This is a genomic window from Thalassolituus sp. UBA3500, assembly GCF_002377545.1.
Lineage (GTDB): Bacteria > Pseudomonadota > Gammaproteobacteria > Pseudomonadales > Oceanobacteraceae > Thalassolituus.
Map to the genome: position 1 here is coordinate 37,067 of NZ_DFQB01000059.1, position 22,125 is coordinate 59,191.

Annotated in this window: 21 protein-coding genes and 1 pseudogene; 16 read left to right on the forward strand and 6 right to left on the reverse strand. The window is 50.6% G+C overall.

Features of this window, described 5'->3' with window-relative positions; translation table 11 throughout:
* Nucleotides 1–29: 29 nt before the first annotated feature.
* From B2R29_RS14615 to B2R29_RS14625, 3 genes are all read right to left on the reverse strand, one after another.
* The gene (locus B2R29_RS14615; RefSeq protein WP_301181737.1) at nt 30–956 is read right to left on the reverse strand and encodes a DUF808 domain-containing protein; all 927 of its coding nucleotides are present in this window, start codon (nt 954–956) and stop codon (nt 30–32) included.
* Between the two features lie 206 nt (nt 957–1,162).
* A complete protein-coding gene (locus B2R29_RS14620) occupies nt 1,163–2,308 on the reverse strand; it encodes a porin (RefSeq protein WP_301181738.1) in 1,146 nt (381 codons plus the stop codon).
* Between the two features lie 159 nt (nt 2,309–2,467).
* Nucleotides 2,468–3,394, reverse strand: a complete 927-nt coding sequence (locus tag B2R29_RS14625; protein WP_301181739.1) for a DMT family transporter — start codon at nt 3,392–3,394, stop codon at nt 2,468–2,470.
* Between the two features lie 430 nt (nt 3,395–3,824).
* Here B2R29_RS14625 and B2R29_RS14630 point away from each other — a divergent pair, with 430 nt between their 5' ends.
* The 3 genes from B2R29_RS14630 to B2R29_RS14640 all read left to right on the forward strand — a co-directional run bounded on the left by B2R29_RS14630 (nt 3,825) and on the right by B2R29_RS14640 (nt 7,831).
* A complete protein-coding gene (locus tag B2R29_RS14630) occupies nt 3,825–5,444 on the forward strand; it encodes a CTP synthase (protein ID WP_301181740.1) in 1,620 nt (539 codons plus the stop codon).
* 196 nt (nt 5,445–5,640) lie between these two features.
* Nucleotides 5,641–6,933 carry a phosphopyruvate hydratase gene (gene eno, locus B2R29_RS14635; protein ID WP_301181741.1) on the forward strand — a complete coding sequence of 431 codons (1,293 nt, stop codon included), beginning with the start codon at nt 5,641–5,643 and terminating at the stop codon, nt 6,931–6,933.
* A gap of 442 nt (nt 6,934–7,375) precedes the next feature.
* Nucleotides 7,376–7,831: a hypothetical protein gene (locus B2R29_RS14640; protein WP_301181742.1), complete on the forward strand. Its 456-nt coding sequence runs from the start codon at nt 7,376–7,378 to the stop codon at nt 7,829–7,831.
* Nucleotides 7,832–7,896: 65 nt separating this feature from the next.
* On the opposite strand, the pseudogene B2R29_RS16900 reads toward B2R29_RS14640, so the two are convergent.
* Nucleotides 7,897–9,069 (reverse strand): annotated as a pseudogene (locus B2R29_RS16900) (GGDEF domain-containing protein).
* Nucleotides 9,070–9,229: 160 nt separating this feature from the next.
* A complete protein-coding gene (locus tag B2R29_RS14650; RefSeq protein WP_301181743.1) occupies nt 9,230–10,417 on the reverse strand; it encodes a GGDEF domain-containing protein in 1,188 nt (395 codons plus the stop codon).
* A 154-nt stretch (nt 10,418–10,571) separates the two neighbouring features.
* On the opposite strand from B2R29_RS14650, the gene B2R29_RS14655 reads away from it, so the two are divergent.
* Nucleotides 10,572–11,045: an NADAR family protein gene (locus tag B2R29_RS14655; RefSeq protein WP_301181744.1), complete on the forward strand. Its 474-nt coding sequence runs from the start codon at nt 10,572–10,574 to the stop codon at nt 11,043–11,045.
* Nucleotides 11,046–11,072: 27 nt separating this feature from the next.
* Here B2R29_RS14655 and B2R29_RS14660 read toward each other — a convergent pair whose 3' ends face one another.
* Nucleotides 11,073–11,924: a pirin family protein gene (locus tag B2R29_RS14660; protein WP_301181745.1), complete on the reverse strand. Its 852-nt coding sequence runs from the start codon at nt 11,922–11,924 to the stop codon at nt 11,073–11,075.
* Between the two features lie 103 nt (nt 11,925–12,027).
* On the opposite strand from B2R29_RS14660, the gene B2R29_RS14665 reads away from it, so the two are divergent.
* The 12 genes from B2R29_RS14665 (at nt 12,028) to B2R29_RS14720 (ending at nt 21,988) form a co-directional block, all read left to right on the forward strand.
* Nucleotides 12,028–12,435 (forward strand): PaaI family thioesterase, encoded by a 408-nt coding sequence (locus tag B2R29_RS14665; RefSeq protein WP_300427707.1) that lies wholly within the window; start codon nt 12,028–12,030, stop codon nt 12,433–12,435.
* A 90-nt stretch (nt 12,436–12,525) separates the two neighbouring features.
* The gene (locus B2R29_RS14670; protein WP_301181746.1) at nt 12,526–13,587 is read left to right on the forward strand and encodes a hypothetical protein; all 1,062 of its coding nucleotides are present in this window, start codon (nt 12,526–12,528) and stop codon (nt 13,585–13,587) included.
* A 26-nt stretch (nt 13,588–13,613) separates the two neighbouring features.
* The gene (locus B2R29_RS14675; protein ID WP_301181747.1) at nt 13,614–14,381 is read left to right on the forward strand and encodes a hypothetical protein; all 768 of its coding nucleotides are present in this window, start codon (nt 13,614–13,616) and stop codon (nt 14,379–14,381) included.
* Nucleotides 14,382–14,384: 3 nt separating this feature from the next.
* The gene (locus tag B2R29_RS14680; RefSeq protein WP_301181748.1) at nt 14,385–15,344 is read left to right on the forward strand and encodes a DKNYY domain-containing protein; all 960 of its coding nucleotides are present in this window, start codon (nt 14,385–14,387) and stop codon (nt 15,342–15,344) included.
* 255 nt (nt 15,345–15,599) lie between these two features.
* Nucleotides 15,600–16,931: a DUF4397 domain-containing protein gene (locus B2R29_RS14685; protein WP_301181749.1), complete on the forward strand. Its 1,332-nt coding sequence runs from the start codon at nt 15,600–15,602 to the stop codon at nt 16,929–16,931.
* 147 nt (nt 16,932–17,078) lie between these two features.
* Nucleotides 17,079–17,372: an FtsB family cell division protein gene (locus B2R29_RS14690; RefSeq protein WP_301181750.1), complete on the forward strand. Its 294-nt coding sequence runs from the start codon at nt 17,079–17,081 to the stop codon at nt 17,370–17,372.
* Nucleotides 17,369–18,067 (forward strand): 2-C-methyl-D-erythritol 4-phosphate cytidylyltransferase, encoded by a 699-nt coding sequence (ispD, locus tag B2R29_RS14695; RefSeq protein ID WP_301181751.1) that lies wholly within the window; start codon nt 17,369–17,371, stop codon nt 18,065–18,067. Before B2R29_RS14690 ends, ispD begins: the two co-directional genes overlap by 4 nt.
* Nucleotides 18,068–18,092: 25 nt before the next feature.
* Nucleotides 18,093–18,575 carry a 2-C-methyl-D-erythritol 2,4-cyclodiphosphate synthase gene (ispF, locus tag B2R29_RS14700; RefSeq protein ID WP_301181752.1) on the forward strand — a complete coding sequence of 161 codons (483 nt, stop codon included), beginning with the start codon at nt 18,093–18,095 and terminating at the stop codon, nt 18,573–18,575.
* On the forward strand, nt 18,575–19,561 hold the full coding sequence (gene truD / locus B2R29_RS14705) for a tRNA pseudouridine(13) synthase TruD (protein WP_301181753.1): 987 nt from the start codon (nt 18,575–18,577) through the stop codon (nt 19,559–19,561). The genes ispF and truD overlap by 1 nt, the downstream gene beginning before the upstream one ends.
* Nucleotides 19,558–20,301, forward strand: coding sequence for a 5'/3'-nucleotidase SurE (surE, locus tag B2R29_RS14710; protein WP_301181883.1), 744 nt, complete (start codon nt 19,558–19,560; stop codon nt 20,299–20,301). The genes truD and surE overlap by 4 nt, the downstream gene beginning before the upstream one ends.
* 46 nt (nt 20,302–20,347) lie before the next feature.
* Entirely contained in the window at nt 20,348–20,980 is a 633-nt protein-coding gene (locus B2R29_RS14715) for a protein-L-isoaspartate(D-aspartate) O-methyltransferase (protein WP_301181884.1), read from the forward strand.
* Nucleotides 20,981–21,079: 99 nt separating this feature from the next.
* A complete protein-coding gene (locus B2R29_RS14720) occupies nt 21,080–21,988 on the forward strand; it encodes a DUF368 domain-containing protein (protein ID WP_301181754.1) in 909 nt (302 codons plus the stop codon).
* Nucleotides 21,989–22,125: the final 137 nt, after the last annotated feature.

A 22,125-nucleotide genomic window follows, 5' to 3' on the forward strand; every position in this document is an offset into this window, starting at 1 on the left:
ATATACCGGGTATATCGTGGCATCGTCGTTTAGTGACGTGTGCTTAGGCGATTAACAAGTTGTACAGGCACCACAAGAATCACGCCCGTAGCAATACCAGTCACCAGATTGGTCGCCATACCCGACATCAGCTCTGCCGCAGGAATCGCCAGATACGACGCTGACTTCGCCACATCGTGGGTCATGTGCTCAATAGAGGGAATATGGTGAGCAATGATCCCGCCGCCTACAAGGAACATGGCGATGGTGCCCGCGATAGAAAGAAAGCGCATTAACCGGGGGGCAAGCCCCAGTAAAAATCGTCCGGTGACTGCCTTGAGCATCCCCAGGTGGGTTTGTCTTTGCTCCGTTAGCCACAGCCCAACATCATCGAGCTTTACGATGCCCGCGACTAAACCATAGACACCAAATGTGAAAAGCAGAGCCAGCAGTGACAGGGCAATTATTTGTGTAAATAAGGCTGCACTGGCCATCGTGCCAAGAGAAATTACGATGATTTCTGCCGAAAGGATAAAGTCTGTCCGAATAGCGCCTTTAATTTTACCTTTCTCGAACTCAACCATGTCTGTTTCGGGATTGCCCAAAGCCTCCACTCTGGCCTGATGTTCTTCCGGTTCTTTATGGAAGAACTTGTGAAGCAGCTTCTCGACGCCTTCAAAGCACAGGTAGGCCCCTCCAAGCATCAGGAGCCAGGCGATGGCTTGAGGAAAAAACGCACTGATCAGCAGCGCCGCGGGAACGAGGATAAGCTTATTAACCAACGACCCTTTAGTGACGGCCCAAACGACAGGTAGCTCTCGTTCGGCGCGAATACCCGTAACCTGTTGAGCATTGAGAGCGAGGTCGTCACCCAGTACGCCGCTGGTTTTCTTTGCCGCGACTTTCGACATTACGGCAACGTCATCCAGTACGGTAGCGATATCATCGAGTAACGCGAGTAGGCTGCCAGCGGCCATGGTTTTATTTCCTGTGGTCGATTGAGGTCAGAATGCTAAGCCTATCATCAGACTGTTATAGCGGATATTAAAGGCTCGGATCGACCGCTCAAATATATCTGAAATTTTGCCTTAGCATAGCGTGCTCCTTCACTAAGCAGAAATAAAAAAGCCCACCAGAAAGGTGGGCCTCTTTTACTGCGTGAACAGTTTCTTATAACAAGCGATCAGAAGTAAAAATCGACGGTTGCGTAGAGAGCGTCGAAGTCGCCAGGACCTGTAGGGTTAAGATCTTCATCGAAGTATTGGTCTTGTACTTGTCCATTACGGTCAACGTAACCGTCCTGAGTCAGGTATTCGAGGTATATCCAGCCCGGGCCATAGTCATAGCTCATACCCGGCGCAAAGGCGCGGACAGTATCAACGTTACTGCCATCGGTATTAGGTTGGGCATAAGAAAGATCAGCATAGAACGACCAGTTGCCAGTGTTCAGGCCGACTTCCGCAGCATAGCGATCGTTCTTAGCATTTAGACCAGCCAAAGCTCCATCACCATCCGCATAGACATCACCAGCAGACTCTTCAGGTACATTACGCTCTGTGGTTATGTAAGAGGCTTTTGCCCAGAGACCGCCAACCTTGAGGGTATAATACAGGGCTGCAGCGTTGTGGTCGCCTGAAACTTCAGTAGCGCTGTATCCATCAGTTTCATTGCCTTCGAAGGCTTGTAGGCCGCCGCTCTGCGCTGACACGCCTACGGTCGCCATATCATTAATTGAGTAACTCAGATTACCCACGAAAGTCTGAACTTTGCGATAAGTCGCTTTGCTACCCCAATGACCGTTGTCGTCCATGGTGTCGGTGCTGGTGGACCAGTCATCTGCAAGGTATAAGGCAGCATCATAGTGTAGTGCGCCCAGTGTTTGGGATACTTTTACACCGACATCCATCTGATCGCCGTATCCAGCCAGCAGCATATCGCCCGGCCAGAAGTTGTAGGTTTTCCAGGCGAATGGCACCTGGCTTTTACCAATGGTGATCATAGGGCCATCTTCAAACTGGTAACCAACCCAGGCTTTGTGAATTCCAAACTGGCTACCGGTGCTGTTGTTGTTTGCGTCTGTAAAACTGCCCGGACCAATGCGGGTCTCCGCAGAGTAAGTCCATGGGGTATCAGGCACATTGCCGTCGGCGTAAAGAATCAGGGCTTCGCTGTCTATGACCCCCCAGGATTCCTGTTGTGCTTTATCATTTTGAGCGTACTGGTAGTTAAACCAAACTCCACCAGAGAGATTAGGGCTCGCGTGTGCGGCAGTTGAAAGTATCGCGGCTGCGGTCAGCGCGGATACCTTAAAGGCAACAGACTTCGTCATGGATAGCTCCTGGCTAGCTGTGTTTATGATGGGATAATTATTAATTCCTGCTTTTTTGGCGCAGGACTTATACAAGTGTAGCAGTTTGTATAGAAAAATCAGGGGTTGAAAAGGAGATCGCCCATTATGTCCTGAAAAGATAGGGCGATCCGGGAAAGTCTATTTCAGGCGGGACACACCAAGCATGACCAGTGACATCCCCAGAACTGCGGCCCAGCCAAAGGGTTCACCGAGAAAGATAATCGCCATGATGGTTGTCAGCACCGGGCCTATGGTTCCACTGACGCTGGCCTTTGCCGGGCCGATGCGTTTTATCGCACCACTGACCATGAATGATGGCACCACGGTGACGAGTATTGCCAGAACCAGAGTACCTACCCAGCGTGTCGCATCCATTGCTGGCAAAGTAGCTCCCTCGGCAATACCGTAGTGAATCAGCGTAGCTAATGTTGCCGACCCCATCGAAATGCAGGTGAAGAACAAGCTGCCAAGCTCAGCGATACCGCGCTTGCTGAACAGAATGAACAGAGAGAACGACAGGGCGCTTCCCAGAATCAGCAGGGTGCCTTTCGTAATGTCAGCATCACTGGTACCCGGCGGCGCTATCTCAAGGTCATGGCCGTACATTACGCCCAGACCGGCGTAAGTCAGTACGAGTGCCGGAATCACAGAGCGTCCGACTTTTGCACCGAAGAAAATGGCGCCAAGAATCACGACCATACTGGGGTACGCATAGAGCATCAGTCGCTCGAGCTGGGCGCTGACGTATTCCAGCCCTGAAAGATCCAGTAAAGAGGCCATGTAGTAGCCCAGCAAACCGACGGCGGCCGCTCTCAACAGTGTTAGGCCGTCAGGCTTCGTCTCCATTTTTCTCCACAGATAGATCCCTATCACCAGATAGATGGGCAGTGCGATCAGCATACGCAGGCCCATAAGAGGAATGGCTGACATGCCAAGGCTATACAGCCACTTGATGATGATGGGTTTTGTCGAGAACAGAAACGCGGCAGTAAAGGCAAGCGCTAAACCGTATTTCAGTTCCTTGTTGCTCAGGTTCTCGTCCTTAGCAGAGGGGCTGGCAGCCATAGTGATGCATCCTTAAACAAAGTGAATCGTTGGCTGCGAGAGAGGGGAGGTGTTCGGTTGAATGCTTCCGGCTGCTCTTCGCAGCCAGTACCGGGAAAGATGACTCAGAACCGGAACGCTGCGCACACACCAGCCATCCACCACATCAGGGCAGACAGACGAGAGTTCGTCAGCAGTTTCGTCGTTTTGGTCACCGGAGTTCGTTTCCCGAGGTTTTACATAACCAGACCACAAATTAGCAAAGCTGACAGGTAAAGAAAAGCTCGCCATTGATTTACCCCAGTGGTGCTTTCGGGTAAACTGCCCTCCCATCTTGAGTGAGTGGCCCAGGTGCGCTTCAGGCGCCTATTTCATTGAAATTCACAGATTGAATTCATTGGATGCTGGACTGCTCCGTAACAAATTTTTCATCTCTGCTCGCGGACCTTCTATGACACGTTTTATCTTTGTCACGGGTGGTGTTGTTTCTTCTTTGGGGAAAGGCATCGCTTCTGCATCTCTGGCTGCCATTCTGGAAGCCCGTGGCCTTAAGGTCACCATGCTCAAGCTGGACCCGTACATCAACGTGGACCCGGGCACTATGAGCCCGTTCCAGCATGGCGAAGTGTTCGTCACCGACGACGGCGCGGAAACTGACCTTGACCTCGGTCACTATGAGCGTTTCATCCGTACCACGATGTCGCGTCGCAACAACTTCACCACGGGTCGTATCTATACTGACGTTCTGGCAAAAGAGCGTCGTGGTGACTACCTGGGCGGTACTGTGCAGGTCATCCCGCACATCACTGACGAGATCAAGCGTCGTGTACTCGAAGGCGGTGAGGGCTCAGATGTTGCGCTGGTAGAAATCGGTGGCACCGTGGGTGATATTGAGTCTCAGCCATTCCTTGAAGCGGTACGTCAGATGAAAGTCGAGCTGGGTTCCAAGCGCGCGCTTTCTCTGCACCTGACGCTGGTACCTTATATTGCCACCGCGGGCGAGACCAAAACCAAGCCGACTCAGCACTCAGTAAAAGAGATGCGAACCATTGGTCTGCAGCCTGATGTTCTGATCTGTCGCTCAGATCATAAAATTGATGCCTCTTCTCTGCGTAAGATTGCTCTCTTCACTAACGTTGAAGAGCGCGCAGTTGTGCCACTCGAAGATGCGGATACTATCTATAAGATTCCTCGTATGCTGCACGAAGCGGGCCTTGACGACCTGATCGTTGAGAAGTTCGATCTGTCGTGTAAAGAAGCTGATCTTTCTGAATGGGATGACGTTGCCGACGCCAAGCTCAACCCAGAGAAAGAAGTGACCATCGCCATGGTCGGTAAGTACATGGATCTTCTGGATGCCTATAAATCTCTGATCGAAGCGATTGATCACGCAGGTATCCATCACCGCGCTAAAGTGAACATCCGCTACATCGATGCCGAAGACGTTGAGCGCAAAGGCGTTGATGTCCTGAATGGGGTTGATGCGATTCTGGTACCGGGTGGCTTTGGTAACCGCGGCGTGGAAGGCAAAATTCGCACAGTTCAGCATGCACGCGAAAACAAAATTCCATACCTGGGTATCTGCCTGGGTATGCAGGTTGCTGTGATCGAATTCGCCCGCAATGTTGTGGGCTGGAAAGATGCTCAGTCGACAGAATTCAGCCGTGACACTCAGCACCCGGTGATTGGTCTGATCACTGAATGGCAGGATGCATCGGGTAACGTTGAAACCCGTGACGAAAATTCTGACCTCGGTGGCACTATGCGCTTAGGCGGTCAGGAGTGTGTTCTGACCGAAGGCTCCAATACCGCTGAAGCCTACGGTAGCGGCGTCATTACCGAGCGTCACCGTCACCGCTACGAAGTGAACTCGTCACTGGTGCCTGAACTTGAAAAGGCGGGCCTGCGTATCGCTGGTCGCTCTGTTGATGGCGAGCTGGTAGAAGTAGTAGAAGTACCAGATCACCCATGGTTTGTGGCGTGTCAGTTCCATCCGGAATTTACCTCGACACCGCGTGACGGCCACGGCCTGTTCTCAGCCTTTATTAATGCGGCTCTGAACAATAAATAAGCAGATTTAAACGTTAAAACTTAAAATTTAATTGCCAAGGCCAGAAGATTAGAGCGTTAGCGAGGCCGGCAGAGGAAGGAAACCATCGCCGCAAAAGCGCAGTTTACTGGAGTAAATGAGCATTTTAAGGCGATGGATGACACAGCTCTGGCAACGCAGGTAGCTCTTACGATCGGCAAAAAAATCAGGAGCATTTATGGCTAAAATTATTGATATCAAAGCGCGCGAAGTGCTGGATTCACGTGGCAACCCTACCATCGAAGCAGACGTCACTCTGGAAGGTGGTTTCTTCGGTACAGCATGTGCTCCAAGCGGCGCATCTACCGGTACCCGCGAAGCACTTGAACTGCGTGATGGCGATAAAAGCCGTTATCTGGGCAAAGGCGTACTGAAAGCCGTTGCCAACGTAAACGACACCATCAAGCCTGCCCTGATCGGTATGGACGCACTGGATCAGCGCGCCCTCGACAACAAAATGCTCGAAATCGACGGTACTGAAAATAAAGCCAACATGGGCGCAAACGCCATCCTGGCTGTGTCGCTGGCTGCTGCCAAAGCCGCTGCGGCTGCAAAAGGCGTTGAACTGTACGAACACATCGCAGACATCAACGGCACCCCAGGCGTTTACTCAATGCCAGTTCCAATGATGAACATCATCAACGGTGGTGAGCACGCAGACAACAACGTTGATATTCAGGAATTTATGGTACAGCCAGTGGGCGCACCGACGTTCGCTGAAGCACTGCGTTGTGGCGCTGAAATCTTCCACGCACTGAAGAAAGTACTGTCTTCTCAGGGCCTGAACACAGCCGTTGGTGACGAAGGTGGTTTCGCACCTAACCTGGCATCTAACGCGGATGCACTGGCAGCAATCAAAGAAGCGGTGTCTAACGCTGGCTACGAGCTGGACAAGAACGTCACACTGGCTCTGGACTGCGCATCTTCTGAATTCTACAAAGACGGCAAGTACGACCTGAAAGGCGAAGGCAAGGTATTCTCTGCTGAAGAATTCTCTGACTACCTCGCAGAACTGTGCGACCAGTACCCAATCGTTTCTATCGAAGACGGTCAGGACGAATCTGACTGGGCTGGCTGGAAATACCAGACTGAAAAACTGGGCGCTAAAGTCCAGCTGGTGGGTGACGACCTGTTCGTAACCAACACCAAGATCCTGAAAGAAGGTATCGAAAAAGACATCGCTAACTCGATCCTGATCAAGTTCAACCAGATTGGTTCTCTGTCTGAAACACTGGACGCGATCAAAATGGCGAAAGACGCAGGCTACACCGCTGTGATCTCTCACCGTTCAGGTGAAACTGAAGACGCGACCATCGCTGACCTGGCAGTTGGTACCGCTGCTGGCCAGATTAAGACGGGTTCACTCTGCCGTTCAGACCGCGTTGCTAAGTACAACCGTCTGCTTCGTATTGAAGAGCAACTCGGAGCGAAAGCGCCGTATAAGGGCCGTTCGGAAATCAAAGGCCAGTAATACCTGCTGCGCTCGATGATACGGCGTTAAAATTTTCTGCGGGGTGCTCATGTACTACTTGTACACTCCGCTCCCCCAGAAAATTTTGCCTTGTCTCATCATCGCTCACTACGGTCTTACAAATCGCTAGTGCGCTCGGCTGAGCGTTGTTAAAAGTGCTTTCAGAATACTCATGTACAGCTTGTACACTCCGTTTCTTCAAGCACTTTTGCCTGGCTCAGCCATCGCTCCTGACGCTTTTTCTACCTGCTGAGCTCTTGCCGTGATTACTAACTTGCGACACCGTTTTGGTAGATTGAGTTTAAAAAACGCCGCTTTTTAGCGGCGTTTTTTGTGTGTATGCTTGCAGATAGATACTTTTATTTCTTGGCATATTTGGGCAGTCTTACGCTAAAGGTTCTGCCGAAGCGGGCGTTGTAAAGATAAGTGACAGGGAGGTGTCATGGATTTAACGATAGGTAAAAACAGTGGGAAGTTTAAGGTTCGAGCTGATAGTTTAAGAAAACTTCATTCGTACTTGTCTCTGTATCTCAAGCGGCTTAAATATACGATTGAAGATTCAGAGGTAGATGAGGCCCGAATGGTTATTCGTGCGGCAAGAGGCTCAAAACTCTTTCATGCTCTACTGGATTTCGCGCAGGGCTACAGCCCAGTTCCCGATCTTTTTGACTGGGCTCTTCGCGTACAGCTACTGATAAGGGTCTATCCATCTCCCGACGGCGATGGCTATATGTTGCTTCTAACATGCGAGCCAGCCTGCAATGAAATTTTTCCAATGCAGGATTACTTAACAGGTAATTTCGATGACGATGATGAAGAGCCATCCGATAGTAGCAAGTTAAAGAAAGCCTTTGAGGAATTCGCAGGGGTAGTACTGGAGTCTTCTTACGCTCGTTGACTTGTTGAGTGATTGGCTTCAGCTTCGGTTTGATAATAAGTTTGTAAAAATTTTCTATGAAGTGGTTACGCCGTAACCACTTTGTTCCGTCCGGTTTCCTTCGCTTCGTACAATGCTTTATCTGCTGCTTTCAGCAGGTCTTCCATGTTATTTATATCCGTTGATGGGAAGCAGGCCACGCCAAAGCTGGCGGTGACTTCGATACTGTTGCCGTCGACAATGACGTTCATGTCGCTGATTTTTCGGCGGATTCTCTCTGCTATTTGTGCTGCGCGCCTGGTGCTGGTGCCTGGCAATAGCATGGCAAACTCTTCGCCGCCGTAGCGTCCGACTTCATCCGTTTGGCGTGCATTTCTCATCATGACCTTAGAGGCAGCAATTAATACCTGGTCGCCGGCGTGGTGGCCCTAGGTATCGTTGATCTGCTTGAAATGATCAAGGTCGATCATGATGCAGGAAAGCGATGGCGAAGTTGGCAGTGTTTGCTCTCGTGTTCGGGCAATTTCTTCCTGCCCACGGTTGATAAAGAAGTTGCGATTAGACAAGCGCGTCAGTCCGTCGGTTGTCGACATTTCAAGGTAGAGGCTCTCGCGTTCTGTCCAGCGTTTCATCGCTAGAATGCAGAGGTACACCAGGAAGCCCAGAATCGCCACGATAATGTCTCTGACGATCAGCCAGCCAACGAGGGGGCGGCCGTCGGGTGTCGTCATGGGTTGAATCAGTAACGGCGCGTGGGGCAACGAATACATATGGTCGGTGATTCCCATCGCAATAAGCACGGGCACCACGATCCAGTATGACTTACGAATTTTATTCACGCTGGCCAGCGTCCCGGTAATATTTACTCCAAGAAAAATCAGCAATAAGCCTTCACTGAAATGACTGCCGGTAAGGTACGAACTGACAAGAACCGTGATGATATAGCTGGCAATAATAATATTTTCAAAAATGGGCCAGTCGTCGCTGTGTTTACGTTTTGAGGTAGCAATAAGAATCATGCCGGTAAGCAGCAGAATATGCAGGCCATAGAGCCAAAGCAGACCGGGAACGTAGGTCTGATTGATATGCTCGGGAGCGAAAAGATCAGTCACAAGTAAGGCCGAACCAAAACCGACCGGAGCGAGTAGCACCAGTGCAGCAAGGAGAATAAACCGGTCTACGGCTCTCCAGTCCATCGGGTTGGGAATGCATTGCAGAGTCAGTTTCTGCATACAGCGCATTTTCATTACTTTATCCATCTGGCATTGGTCTCCCACGCTTTGGGGTACCGACCCTGGTACTCATTCAATGCCTTATTGATAGCACTTCAGGTTACTCTCTGGCGTAACCAGCCTCTCAGTTCGTGACATCATGTTTTAGGGGGGACGAAATTTGTGACGCAATTATCGATAGTTGGTGTCAGTTTCTTGTGGTTTCGGCGGGAGATTGCGCGGCGACCACCTGATTCCTTCCGCTGTCTTTGGCTTCGTAGAGTGCCTTATCCGCCGTTTTCAGAAGGTCGCTCATCGCTTCAACATCTGGCGATGGGTAGCAGGCGACACCGAAACTCGCGGTGACATCAATCTTCTGACCCTCGACCTCTACATTCATACTGCTTATCCGTTTGCGAATACGTTCTGCGATCAGTTTGGCCTGCAATAGAGTGGTACCCGGCAGCAGAACTGCAAACTCTTCTCCGCCATAGCGGCCGACTTCATCGTTGGGTCGGGCGCTGTCCATCATTACTTTTGAGGCTGCAACCAGCACTTCGTCGCCGGCATGGTGTCCCCAGGTATCGTTAATCTGTTTAAAATGGTCGAGGTCAATCATGATGCATGACAGAGGCGGCATGGCATCAGAAGCTCGCGCCCGACGGATTTCTTCCTGCCCTCTGCTGATGAGCGAGTTCCGGTTTGAAAGGCGGGTCAGGCCGTCGATCGTCGACATTTCGAGGTAGAGGCTTTCACGCTCGGTCCAGCGCTTCATAGCAAGTATGCAGAGGTAGAGAAGTGGTGCAAGTATCACGGCGACGGTCATTCGTACCATCATCCAGCCTCCGAGAGGGCGACCGTCTTCGGCGTAGGGCGAGCGCTCCATTAACATGGCATACGGTATGGCCTCGCTGTAATCGAGTGCTGCCATCGCGACGAGAATCGGTACAACGATCCAGAAGCAGAATTTAATTTTATTCACGTCGGCCAGCGTGCAGGTGATGATGACACCAAGGAATATGATCAACAGAGCCTCAGACAGATGAGTTCCCGTCAGGTACCCCGTGGTCATCACAGTCACCAGAAAGCTACTTATGATTGCATTCTCAAACAACGGCCAGTCATGCGTGTACTTTCTCAGTTTAATAGCAGTGAGGATGAAACTTGCCATCACCGCAATATGTAACACATACAAAACACTGAGCATGGTCACCAGTGTCTGGTTCAGCCACTCAGGAGCAAGAATGTTGGTCGCCCACATACTGACACCAAAAGACAGTGGCGCGAGAAGCACCAGACAAGCGAGAAGGATAAAACGATCAATGGCTTTCCAGTCCATCGGATTCGAAATCGCAGTCCGGCCGAGATCCTTCAATGTGTTTGAATCGGTAGTCATAGTGGTGTCTGTTATTCAGGTGATTTAATACTAGTCCAAGGCGTCCTGTTTGACCAAGTAACGAGACTGGAAAGCACAGAAAGCGGTGTCTGCTTTGATGTGCGCCAACGGATTGTCTGGTAAATTGACCGAAAGCCTGTAGCCGGATTCCCATATGTTGTTTGAACACAAGAACGAAGAACTCTTCACGCTTAATCGTAGTGATGCAGAGCAGCCGCTGTCGTCGTATGCCTTGTTTAGCTTTGAGCTGGATGGCGCAGAATGGCCGAGTGTTGAGCACTATTATCAGGCGATGAAGTTTGAAGACGAGGTACATCGGGAGAAGATCCGACAGGCCAGCAGCGCAGAAGAAGCAGCAAAGCTCGGTAAGAGTCGTAAGCCGAAGCGACGTAAAGACTGGAAGAAGACCAGTACGGTAGTTATGACCCGCGGCACCTATATTAAGTGTCGCACTCATCCTGATATTGCCGAACAGCTGTTAGATACAGGGGAACTGAGAATCGCTGAACTGAGCGGTTACGATTATTTCTGGGGCAGTGGTCGCGATATGCGCGGAAAGAACAACTTCGGAAAAGTGCTCATGGGAGTGAGAGATAAGTTGCGCTCTGAGCGGGAGCAGGGCGCGTAAACCTTCCTGCTTCCGTTTGGCCTCTCATCAGGGCAGTGGCGTAAATTCATGATTGTCTCCGGGAATATCCGGGAACCGCTGCTCTTGCCAGTCGCGTTTGGCCTGCTCAATCCGCTCTTTGCTGAACGACACAAAATTCCAATACATATGTGGGTGCTGAGGCCAGTGTTCGCCACCCAGAAATACAGCACGAGCAAATGCCTTGCTGGATACCGAGGCTTCGGCAGACAGAAGTATAAAGTCTCCTGTCTTATAGCATTCGGAGTCCACGAGTATTTCCCCCTCGATCACGTACAGTGCGCATTCCTGATCTGGGTTCGGGCGCTCAAAACTGCTATCTGCACTAAAAATGACATCAAGGAAGAACATCGGTGAGAAGGTGCGAATGGGAGAGGTCATTCCCAAAGCATCACCGGCGATCAGTCTCGCAAAAACACCTTCTTTGTTGAATTGCGGTAGCTGGCACTTCTTATGGTGGCTGAAAGCAGGATCAATCTCAGCAAACTTTTCGGGCAACGCGACCCAGCATTGCAGCCCATTAAGTGCATGGTTACTGGCTTTAGTTTCATGCGTTTCGCGTTCGGAGTGAACAATGCCTCTCCCTGCCGTCATCCAGTTTACGTCTCCGGGCAGGATCTCCACGTTGTTGCCGAGACTATCCCGGTGCAGTATCGAGCCTTCTGTCAGGTAGGTCAGCGTCGCCAGCCCGATATGCGGGTGAGGCCTGACATCGACACCCTCGCCAGCCGCGAAGTGCGCTGGCCCCATGTGATCCAGAAAAACGAATGGGCCAACCATACGTTTCTCTGCGTGCGGCAGGATACGAGTCACGCTGAAGCCATCAAGGTCTTTCGTTTTACCTTTCAGAAGGGTGCTCATGGTGGTGCCTCCGTGGTTTCAATGGCTTCTATCCTAAAGCTATGATGTAACTGGCACCAGTCATAGAAGAAGGCTGGTACATAGTGTTCAGAGAGGTAGAAATATGGCGAGCAAAACAGAGCTGGAGCATTTCTTTGCAACGGAATTTCCGCAGGCAGACTTTGTGATCGAGGAGTTGGGCAGCCGTTCGGCCACGATTCGAAAGTGTATTACCGAGGCGCACCTCAGGCCTGGAGGTACCGTGTCAGGGCCTGTGCTGATGGAAGTTGCCGATGCCGCTTTGTATGTCGCCATACTGGCCGAGCTTGGATTGGTTGCGATGGCAGTAACGACCAGCCTTAATTTTAACTTCTTGCGCAAGCCAGATTCCAACAGAGACATCATCGCAGAGTGCACCCTGATGAAAGTCGGTAAGGCCCTGGTGGTAGGGGAAGTCTCTATGTACTCCGAAGGTGATCAGGAACCCGTCGCACATGCCGTAGGTAGTTACGCAATTCCACCTCGGAATTGAGTCTCAACTCTGGCCTGTATTGATTGATTTAATAGGCCAATCGTTTATCCTGTCGGCCAAATAAAGGAACTGCATTGCTAAGGAAGCTTGATGGCCGCTGTACCCCTCTCAAATTACCTCGTTTATTCGTCGGAAGCTAAAGAAGGCGTTGGGCGTGCTGTGTATATTGACCCTTCCCTCATAGCGACATTTACTGAATGTGTCGACCCGACCTGTGAAGTCGGACGAAATGTCGCGATTCAGATTCAGCAGCAGTTATCATCTACTGCAGGTGGCGTGAAGTCGGGTCAGTCAGTTGGAGATGCTGCTGAGTTTTATTCTGATATCGGTAGTATCGACCAGCGATGTGTTCGGGTGTTTTATCGCATTCTGCAGGTCGAAAGTACTGAAAACAGCCGGGGCCCTGGAGTATATATCCATGACATCAAGCGGTTTCAGAATAACTCTGCGGGTACTGGTATTGGACTCTTCCGGATGAACCACGAAGCTGGTAGCTGGCGGGGGGCTGCTGAGCCACAAGGAACGTTGTCTACGAATATCTTAAGAATGGGGTCGCAGGCAACGAGTTCAGGCTTGATGGAATTAGATGAATTAGCGGACGAGTTGCTAGAGGCTAGTTCTCAAGCAACATATAAGACCGACTTTAATCTCTATCACTGCCCTTTAGCTATCGTAAATAACGGCAAAGAATATGACACTCCGGAAAAGCGATTTAAGATCTTAAGTCCTGAAGATCTTACTGATATCCTGACAAAAACTGTCAATATAAATCGCTGGGATAGTAAAAGCGTTGCTCAGAAGTCATATACCGTATATTGCTACGCTGATGCTTCTAAGCTATTGCAGGGTGCTCTTGAAAGGCTGGGTAGAGCGGGGAATGTATCGCTTTCAAAGTTTACCTTTGAAATTATTGCACCTCACAGCCCGTATAGTCAGCTAGAGAAGTTAGTACAGGATCTTGGCGGGATTGCGAACCTGAATAGCAGCTATGAAACAGCACCTTCCAGTATTTATCAAAGGTTCGATACTGGTTCGACAAGTGAAGATACAATTACCGCTTTTAATAAGTATCGTGAGTTAAAAAAGAAAACCCCAAATATTACCTTTTCTGAGTTATGGCGTGGGCTTGGTGGGGTTTTGGCGCTCAACTAACTGCCTGAGATAAAGGAACGATATTTATGAACTTCCCCAAGGTAAGCCTCACTGAAAATACGGCGACTTATTGTATACAAGTGAATGATGCCCGGTTGATGTTTCATTGTGAAGATGAGGCGAGGTATACCGATAAGTATGTCTTTCACTTTGAAGAGGTTGATCAGGGCCTGATTTCCAATCCTGACTATACGGGGGAGATTATCCCTTTGCGTACAAAATTTGCTCTGCTTGATGATGATTTGATGAAAGAGCATCCCAACTGGTTATGCCCGATAAAAATTCAGATATGGCCGAAATCTGAGCTACTTATGGAGAGCCGTAATTGGGAAGGTTCTAAGGATCTCCGCAGTAATTCATTAAAATTTTATGAGCGCTGGAAATCGAGCGAAGACCGGGAGGAAGATGATCTAACTCCTCGGAAGGCAGAAGATTTCTCTGTTTTAAGTGTAAATGGACGTTCATGGGCTTATGCTGCTTCTGGTCTTTATGGGCAGTGGGAGAACGCCATTACGGAATTGTCTGATAACCTGGTGTTAATTGTCATCTTTTCGGCGAAATCCTGCTGGCCTAGCGACACCTACCCCCCAGAAGGTCTCAAAGAGCACCTGATGCCTTTCTTTACGGACTATCTCTCCCGCATTCAAATCACCCCAACCGAGGGCGTTCCTGAGTCTGAACTGCCACCACTTGGTTTCTACCCTTCGATGCGTAAAGAAAAAGAGATCGATAGCGAAGGTAATGCTGTCGCCGAGGACACACCCGCTAGCTCATCCAGTGAGTGGGGCTGGTAAGTTATGGGGCTGCTAGGGAATATCCTGGTTACCTTTGCGCTGATGTTCTGGCCCATGACATGGTTTGCTTCTGTCATGGGGATGGGCGGCCCTGGTGCCTCAAACAGTCTGAGCTGGATTATTCAGCTTTTGGTGTTTATGTCGTATCCCGCTTGGCTTCTACTTTGGCTAAGCATTTCTGATAAAAGCTACTGGGGCACTGACCCCAAGTATTTTCTGCTGGGATTTTTGTGCATATTTACCGTTTTGAATGCTGGCATGATTCGGTATGCCTACAATCTTGTCAGAGGGATTCAGAACAGCGGATATTCAGTTGCCAATAATACGGCCTATTTCAATGCCAAACCCATAGCTGAAGCTGACGCTGAGTCGTTTGACATGTTCAAGGGCGATCTGGGTTACGTCTTCCGTGATCACGCCTGGGATAACCAACACGTTTATTATCGAGGTCGTATGGTTGAGGGACTGCAAGGCGGGCCTCTTGAGGCTTTGAATGATCTTGGCTGGAGTCGCGACTATGTCGCTAGCGGTGAAACGGTCATCTACGGGAACACGGTGTTACGTGGGTGTAGTTTAAGTCATCTCGAGTTTTTTGAAGATATTGAAAAGTATTGGGCTCGTTGCGGAGATAATATTTATCACGCAGGTGAGCTTGTAGAGGGCGCAGATGCTCAGTCATTCACGCCGCTGAATAGCTGGTTGGCGCATGATAACTACCGGTTTTATGAGCGTACTGAAATAATAGATACTACTGCAGATACTTCAAGCTTCCGAAGAATCGACGATGGATACTATCGTGATGACCTTCGTATTTTCTATCTCCCTGACAGTACGATCCAAGAAGTCGAAGGTGTCGATCTCAATACCTTCGAAGTCGTTTATGAAGTCTTAGGTGAGGTCAGAAGCGACGCCCGGGATGCTCACTCCCGATACTACAATGGAGAGAGGGTCTCCTCTCACTAATCCTGTTTTCTGATGCAGATGGCCTCTGCTATCTGCTTTAGTTTTTCTGCTGATCCTCCCCCTAACTCGGGTCGCATACCTGTCTCTAGAGGTCTTCTCTGGGCTGCTGGCTCGATAAGTACCACTTTGTCGAATTTCTTTCCAGAAATGTAATCAATTGTCAGTTCAGGCACTCTGGGGCTATCTTTGTTAATTTGTGTGTACATATATTGTATATACCTTGTATATGGCAAGCTAACCTAATCAGGAGAGACTATGAATTACATTAAGCCTCTGGCACTGACCACAATTGCGGCCGCGCTGGCCGCCTGTGGTGGCGATGACAGTAACGATGATCAGGCCTACCTTCGGGTTTTACATGCATCGGCGGATGCTCCCGACGTGGATGTTGCGCTCAATGGCGATGTTGTCCTGCGCGACGTCAGTTTTCAGCAGGGTACCGGCTACCTTGAGATTGAGGATGGCCTGACAACAGTAGAAATTCTGGTCGCTGGCACTGAAACCGTAGCGTTCAGTACAGAGGTTGATCTCATGGATAACGGTTACTACTCAGTAATCGCCATCAATGATGTGGCCGAGCTTGATCTCAAGGTTATCGATGACACCGCAACATACACAGACGGGGATGCTGACGTAACCGTCGTCCACGCCGCGACGGTTGCTGATGATGTCGATATTTTTGTGACTGCACCGGGAGACGATCCGGATGCTAGTGCGGATACTCCGGCCTTGGATGGGGTACCGTTCGAAGCGAACGCAACGCTTGAAGCCGTCGCGGCAGGAGATTACGAGGTCTTCATTGGTGGAGATGAATCCGAAGAGCTGGTTTACGCATCTGGAGAGCTTAATGTCGCAGGGGATATCGCGCTTGTAGCTGTTAACAGCATCAAAGGCCGTTCACCTGTGTCCTTAATTGCTTGGTCTGACTCTGGTGCAACCACGGTGTTGGACAATAGCGCAGAGCTGCGGGTCGTTCATGCCGTTGACGACATTGATGTTGATGTTTTCGCTAATGGCGAGTTATTCATTGATGGGTTTACTTACCAATCAGTAAATGGATATACGGTGCTCGATCCGGGTACGGTCAGTGTTGCTATTGCTGCAGATGATCAGGGGCTTGGTAATGCTTTGGCGAACCTGAGCGGAGATCTGACTCTGGAGCGCGGTGAGTCTTACACAGTCATCGCATCGGGAGACTCCGGAGCAGTAACGGATGCGCAGCTGATAGTACTTACCGATACCCGTGCAGCGGAAGATGCCTCGAATGGTTACGTTCGTCTGGTTCATGCCTCCTCTGCAACCGCTGCCGACCCTGTGGATATTTTTGTCTATGAAAACGGTATGACTCAACCGCAATCACCAACGTTTGCGGATGTTGAACAAGGTCAGGACACTGGGTACGTCGCTCTGTCACCAGCCACCTATACGGTAGACATCGCCGCCGATGATACCACCAGCCCCGCTATTTCAGGTCTTGATTCATTGCCATTTGCGGCCGGTGACGTGAAAACTGCGATCGCGATTGGTGATAGTTCCGGACTGGATGCGCTGCTGCTAAATGATAAGCGCGGATCAGGCGTGGAGTGATTTGATTGAGTACAGGTTAACTGTGTTTCGATGGAGAGCGGGCTCAGGCCCGCTTTTTTTATTGTTCGGTTTGGTCAAGCTGCCCCGCTGGTTTACTATGTGGCCATTCTTAACGTCTGGTCTTCTCCGACCTGGAGCACCTTGTACATGGCATTCCGAGCTACACATTTCTGGACTGCGGTAGGCATTTTTCTGCTGATCGTGCTGCAGTACCGCCTGTGGTTCGATGATAGCGGCGTGATTGCTAATCGCGCGCTTGAGCGCCAGATAGATCAGTTGCAGACATCCAACGATAAGCAGTCGGCTGAGAATCATGCCTTATTGAATCAGGTGATGGATCTACGCACCGGCGATGCCTTGCTGGAAGAGACTGCCCGCGAGGAACTGGGGCTGGTTAAAGATGGCGAGACCTTTATCTTATTTGCAGAACCCGATTCATGAGCGATTCTATCTGGGCAGTGCTCCCGGCTGCTGGTGTAGGCAGCCGCATGCAGGCCGACCGGCCCAAACAGTACCTTCCATTAAAAGGCCGTTTTCTTCTCGATCATACTCTGGAATGTGTGCTGTCTTATCCCGCCATTGCAAAGGCGGTGATCGTACTTTCTGAGGAAGACCCGTATTGGCCCGACAGTCAGTTCGCCAGTCATCCCGATGTTATTCGCGCTAAAGGCGGTAGCGAACGGTGTCATTCTGTTCTTAATGGTTTGCGCGCGCTCGAAAACGTTGCTTTAGAATCAGACTGGGTAGCCGTGCATGACATTGCTCGTCCATGTTTGCGCCATAGTGACCTCGAACAATTGTTCTCTGGTTTGGGTGACAGCGGTGCGATTCTGGCCTCGCCCACTCGCGATACGATGAAACGGGGGATTCTTCAGGCAGATGGTTCAGTCGCCATTGATCATACCGTAGAGCGTGATCAGCTCTGGCATGCACTCACACCGCAAGTATTTCGTCTGGGCGAGTTGAGGGCCGCGCTCGAAGGGGCGTTGGCAGACGGCTTTGAGGTAACGGATGAAGCATCTGCAATTGAGCACGCGGGTGGGCATCCGCGCCTGATAGCAGGTCGGGCTGACAACATTAAAGTGACCAGACCGGAAGATCTGGCGTTGGCAGAACTCTTTCTATCGCAACATTAATTCGTATTTAATTCAGGAACAGGTCATGCGCATCGGACACGGTTTTGACGTACACGCTTTTGATGAAGGCGATTTTATTACACTGGGAGGAATGAAAATTCCTCACTCGCATGGTCTCAAAGCGCATTCTGATGGTGATGTGGCATTGCACGCGCTGGCCGATGCTTTATTGGGGGCTGCAGCTCTGGGCGATATCGGTCAACATTTCCCGGATACCGATGAACAGTGGAAGGGGGCAGACAGCTGTATGCTGCTGCGTCACGTCGTTTCGCTGGTGGCCGATAAGGGGTATCGCGTTGGCAATGTCGATATCACCATCATCGCACAGGCTCCCAAAATGGCTCCCCATATTGCGGATATGCGAGCAGTGATCGCTGCAGATCTTCAGGTGAGAACTGACGACGTTAATGTGAAGGCCACCACAACTGAAAAGCTCGGTTATGTTGGTCGAAAAGAGGGCATTGCCGTTCATGCGGTGGCTCTTCTGCTCAACAGTGAGTCGCAGTAATGCAGGATTATTCAGTGCTGCCCGAGTGGGCGTCGGCCTACGAGGCGACAGGAGCGACAGCCGTATTAAAGCAAGAGAATAGTGATTTTGTGGTTACTGAGATACCTCTTGGGCTGCCGTCCGGCGAAGGTGAACATGTCTGGCTGGATGTCGCAAAAGACGGAGCGAATACACAATTCGTCGCTGCGCAGATCGCTGAGTTTGCCGGTGTTCGTGAGCTGGACGTTGGTTATGCTGGCCTGAAAGACCGTTACGCGCAAACCCGTCAGTGGTTCACTGTGTGGATGCCTAAAACAGAAGCACCAGATTTTACGGCCCTTGAGCATCCTGAATTCCGCGTCCTGAGTCAGGCCCGACATATAAAGAAACTGCGCCCCGGTGATTTGCTGGGTAACCGCTTTGAAATCCTGCTCAGGGAAGTTAAGGGAGATCGCGCTGCGATAGAGCGAAATCTGACTTTGGTTAAGCAGCACGGCGTCCCGAACTATTTTGGCCCTCAGCGTTTTGGACAGGCAGGGGACAACGTGGCCAACGGCATGGCGATGCTGAAGCGTGAAATTCGTGTGCGCAATAAAAAGAAGAAGGGTATCTATCTGTCTTCCGTAAGATCCTTCCTGTTCAATGAAGTCCTGGCGGCAAGAATCCGCTCAGGGCTATGGGGGCAAAGCCTTAAGGGCGATATTCTGACCGATGAAGGTGTCGCAACAGGACCTATGTGGGGGCGTGGTCGCCTGACCACCACAGATGACGCATTGGCGCTCGAATCAGAGATCGCTGAACAACATCCTGAGCTTTGTGAAGGCCTTGAATTCTCTGGTCTTAATCAGGATCGCCGCGCGTTGGCAGCAATGCCCGGTAATATGACCTGGAGCTGGCCAGAAGAGTCGCATTTACTACTCACATTTTCACTGCCTGCCGGTTATTATGCGACATCGTTAATACGTGAATGCATAGAAACAACCGAACCAGAAAGGTATGTACCCTGATGACTCTGCTGCTTTCCAATGATGATGGTGTTCATGCGCCCGGCTTAAAGATGCTGGCGAAGACGCTGTCGTCGGCGGGCTACGATATTCGAGTCAGCGCGCCCGACCGTGACCGCAGTGGTGCCAGTAATTCACTGACTCTCGATCGTCCATTGCAAGTGATACATCACGAAAACGGTTTTCACAGCGTTGATGGAACGCCAACGGATGCTGTTCACCTGGCGCTGAATGAATTTCATGCTGATCGCTGTGAGCGGGTCATCGCAGGTATTAATAGTGGCGCAAATCTGGGCGATGACGTGCTTTACAGCGGTACGGTTGCTGCAGCGACTGAAGGACGGTTCCTGAAGTGCACCCCCATTGCTGTTTCCTTATGTGGTAAGACGCACTTTGAGACAGCGGGGCGGGTACTGATAGACCTGCTGCCTCAGCTTGAATCGCTGGCCTTACCGCGCAATGCAGTGATCAATATCAATGTTCCGGACATCCCATACGAAGAGATTACCGGCGTTGAGGTGACTCGCCTGGGGCACCGCAACAAAGCGGATAATCCGGTGAAGACAACGAACCCGCGTGGTAAAGAGTTGTTCTGGATCTCGGCCGCTGGTGATGTTGCTGATGCCGGGCCGGGCACGGATTTTCATGCGATTGAGAATGGGAGGGTGTCTGTCACCCCAATTCAGATCGATATGACGCTACATAGCATGTTAGTTCCGATGTCGGAACATTTTGAGAAGTGAGAGTGCAGGACGCAAGGTGAACGAACATTACTTATCTGGCATAGGAATGACCTCGCAACGCACCCGCAATCGCCTGGTGCAGCGTTTACAGGAAGCGGGCATTCGCAATGAAGAAGTACTGAATGTCATTGCGACAACCCCAAGACACCTTTTCGTTGACGAAGCTTTAGCACACCGTGCTTATGAAGATACCGCTCTGCCCATAGGCAATGGTCAGACGATCAGCCAGCCTTATACGGTAGCGCGAATGACAGAGACTCTGTTGGCGAACGGGCCGCTTGAACGGGTACTGGAGATTGGCACTGGCTCGGGTTACCAGACAGCCGTACTCAGCCCACTTGTTCGTACTTTATACAGTGTTGAACGCATTGAGCCTCTGCATAATCGAGCCGTTGAACGCCTGCAAAGCCTTGGCTACGACAATGTCCAACTTACCCTTTCTGATGGCACATGGGGGTGGCCAGAGCACGGGCCTTACGATGGAATTCTTGCGGCGGCTGCGCCGGAGGAAGTGCCTGAGTCCTTACTCGCACAACTTGCAGATGGCGGACGTATGGTGATTCCGGTGGGTGGTAAAGAACAGAAGCTGGTACTGATCACCCGGCGTGGTGATCACTTCGCACGAAAAACTCTGGAAACGGTGCGTTTCGTGCCTTTCCTTCCCGGAGTTCAGAATTAACAAGAGGGCGCTACGGCGTCCTTTTCTTTATCTGTAACACGATCGGCAACCTGATCTACATTAACGAAACTCGCGCAGGCGCTGCGCAGCAACGGAGACATGATGGAGCATCTGAAAATATTTCTTAAGGGTATGGCAATGGGGGCGGCGGATGTTGTTCCTGGCGTTTCGGGAGGCACTATCGCATTTATCACCGGCATCTATACCCGATTACTGGATGCTATTTCCAGCGTGAACCTGGAGGCCTTAAAGAAACTCAGAGCCGAGGGTTTCAAGTCTGCCTGGGCTCATATTGATGGAACCTTTCTGCTGGCGTTAGGTACGGGCATTCTGACTGCCATCATTAGCCTGGCAAAGGTGATACATCACTTGTTAATGACGCATCCGGTTATGTTGTGGTCATTTTTCTTCGGATTAATCATCGCCTCCTGCATTCACATCGGCCGCACCATTCCTCAGTGGCGGGTAAAGGAAATCGGTATGCTGCTGTTGGGAGCGGTTGTCGCAGCCTTCATCAGCCTTGCCTCGCCGACCGAAACTGCAGTCACGCTGCCAATTGTCTTTGCCGCTGGCAGTATCGCGATCTGCGCCATGATTCTCCCCGGAATATCCGGCAGCTTTATCCTGCTGCTAATGGGGCTTTATACACCGGTTATTGCCGCTATTAAGGGGTTTGATTTGCCGGTGCTGCTGACCTTTGCCGCAGGCGCTGGCCTTGGATTACTCCTTTTTTCCCGTTTGTTGAGTTGGCTTCTACACCACTATGCGTCCGTAGTGCTCGCACTTCTGACGGGTTTTATGGTCGGATCATTAGTAAAGGTCTGGCCATGGAAAGAAACCCTGTCGACGCGGATCAACAGTAAAGGTGAAGAGATTCCTTTCGTGCAGCAGATGGCACTTCCGGTATTTGATGAAACCTTAGTGGCTTCGGTTATTTTGATGTTCGCAGGGGCCATTCTTGTTATTGGGCTTGAACGCTTCGGAAGTAATAATTCTGCGGAAAATTAAAATGAACGACTGTTAAGTCACTTCTTTTCTTTGAAAAACAGGTTTGAAATCCTGTATATAGTGGCTACGGATAAAAAAATCCCTCTATTTTTTAGAATACTTTGGAATTATAAAATACGTTTTTTATTCACCTGAGT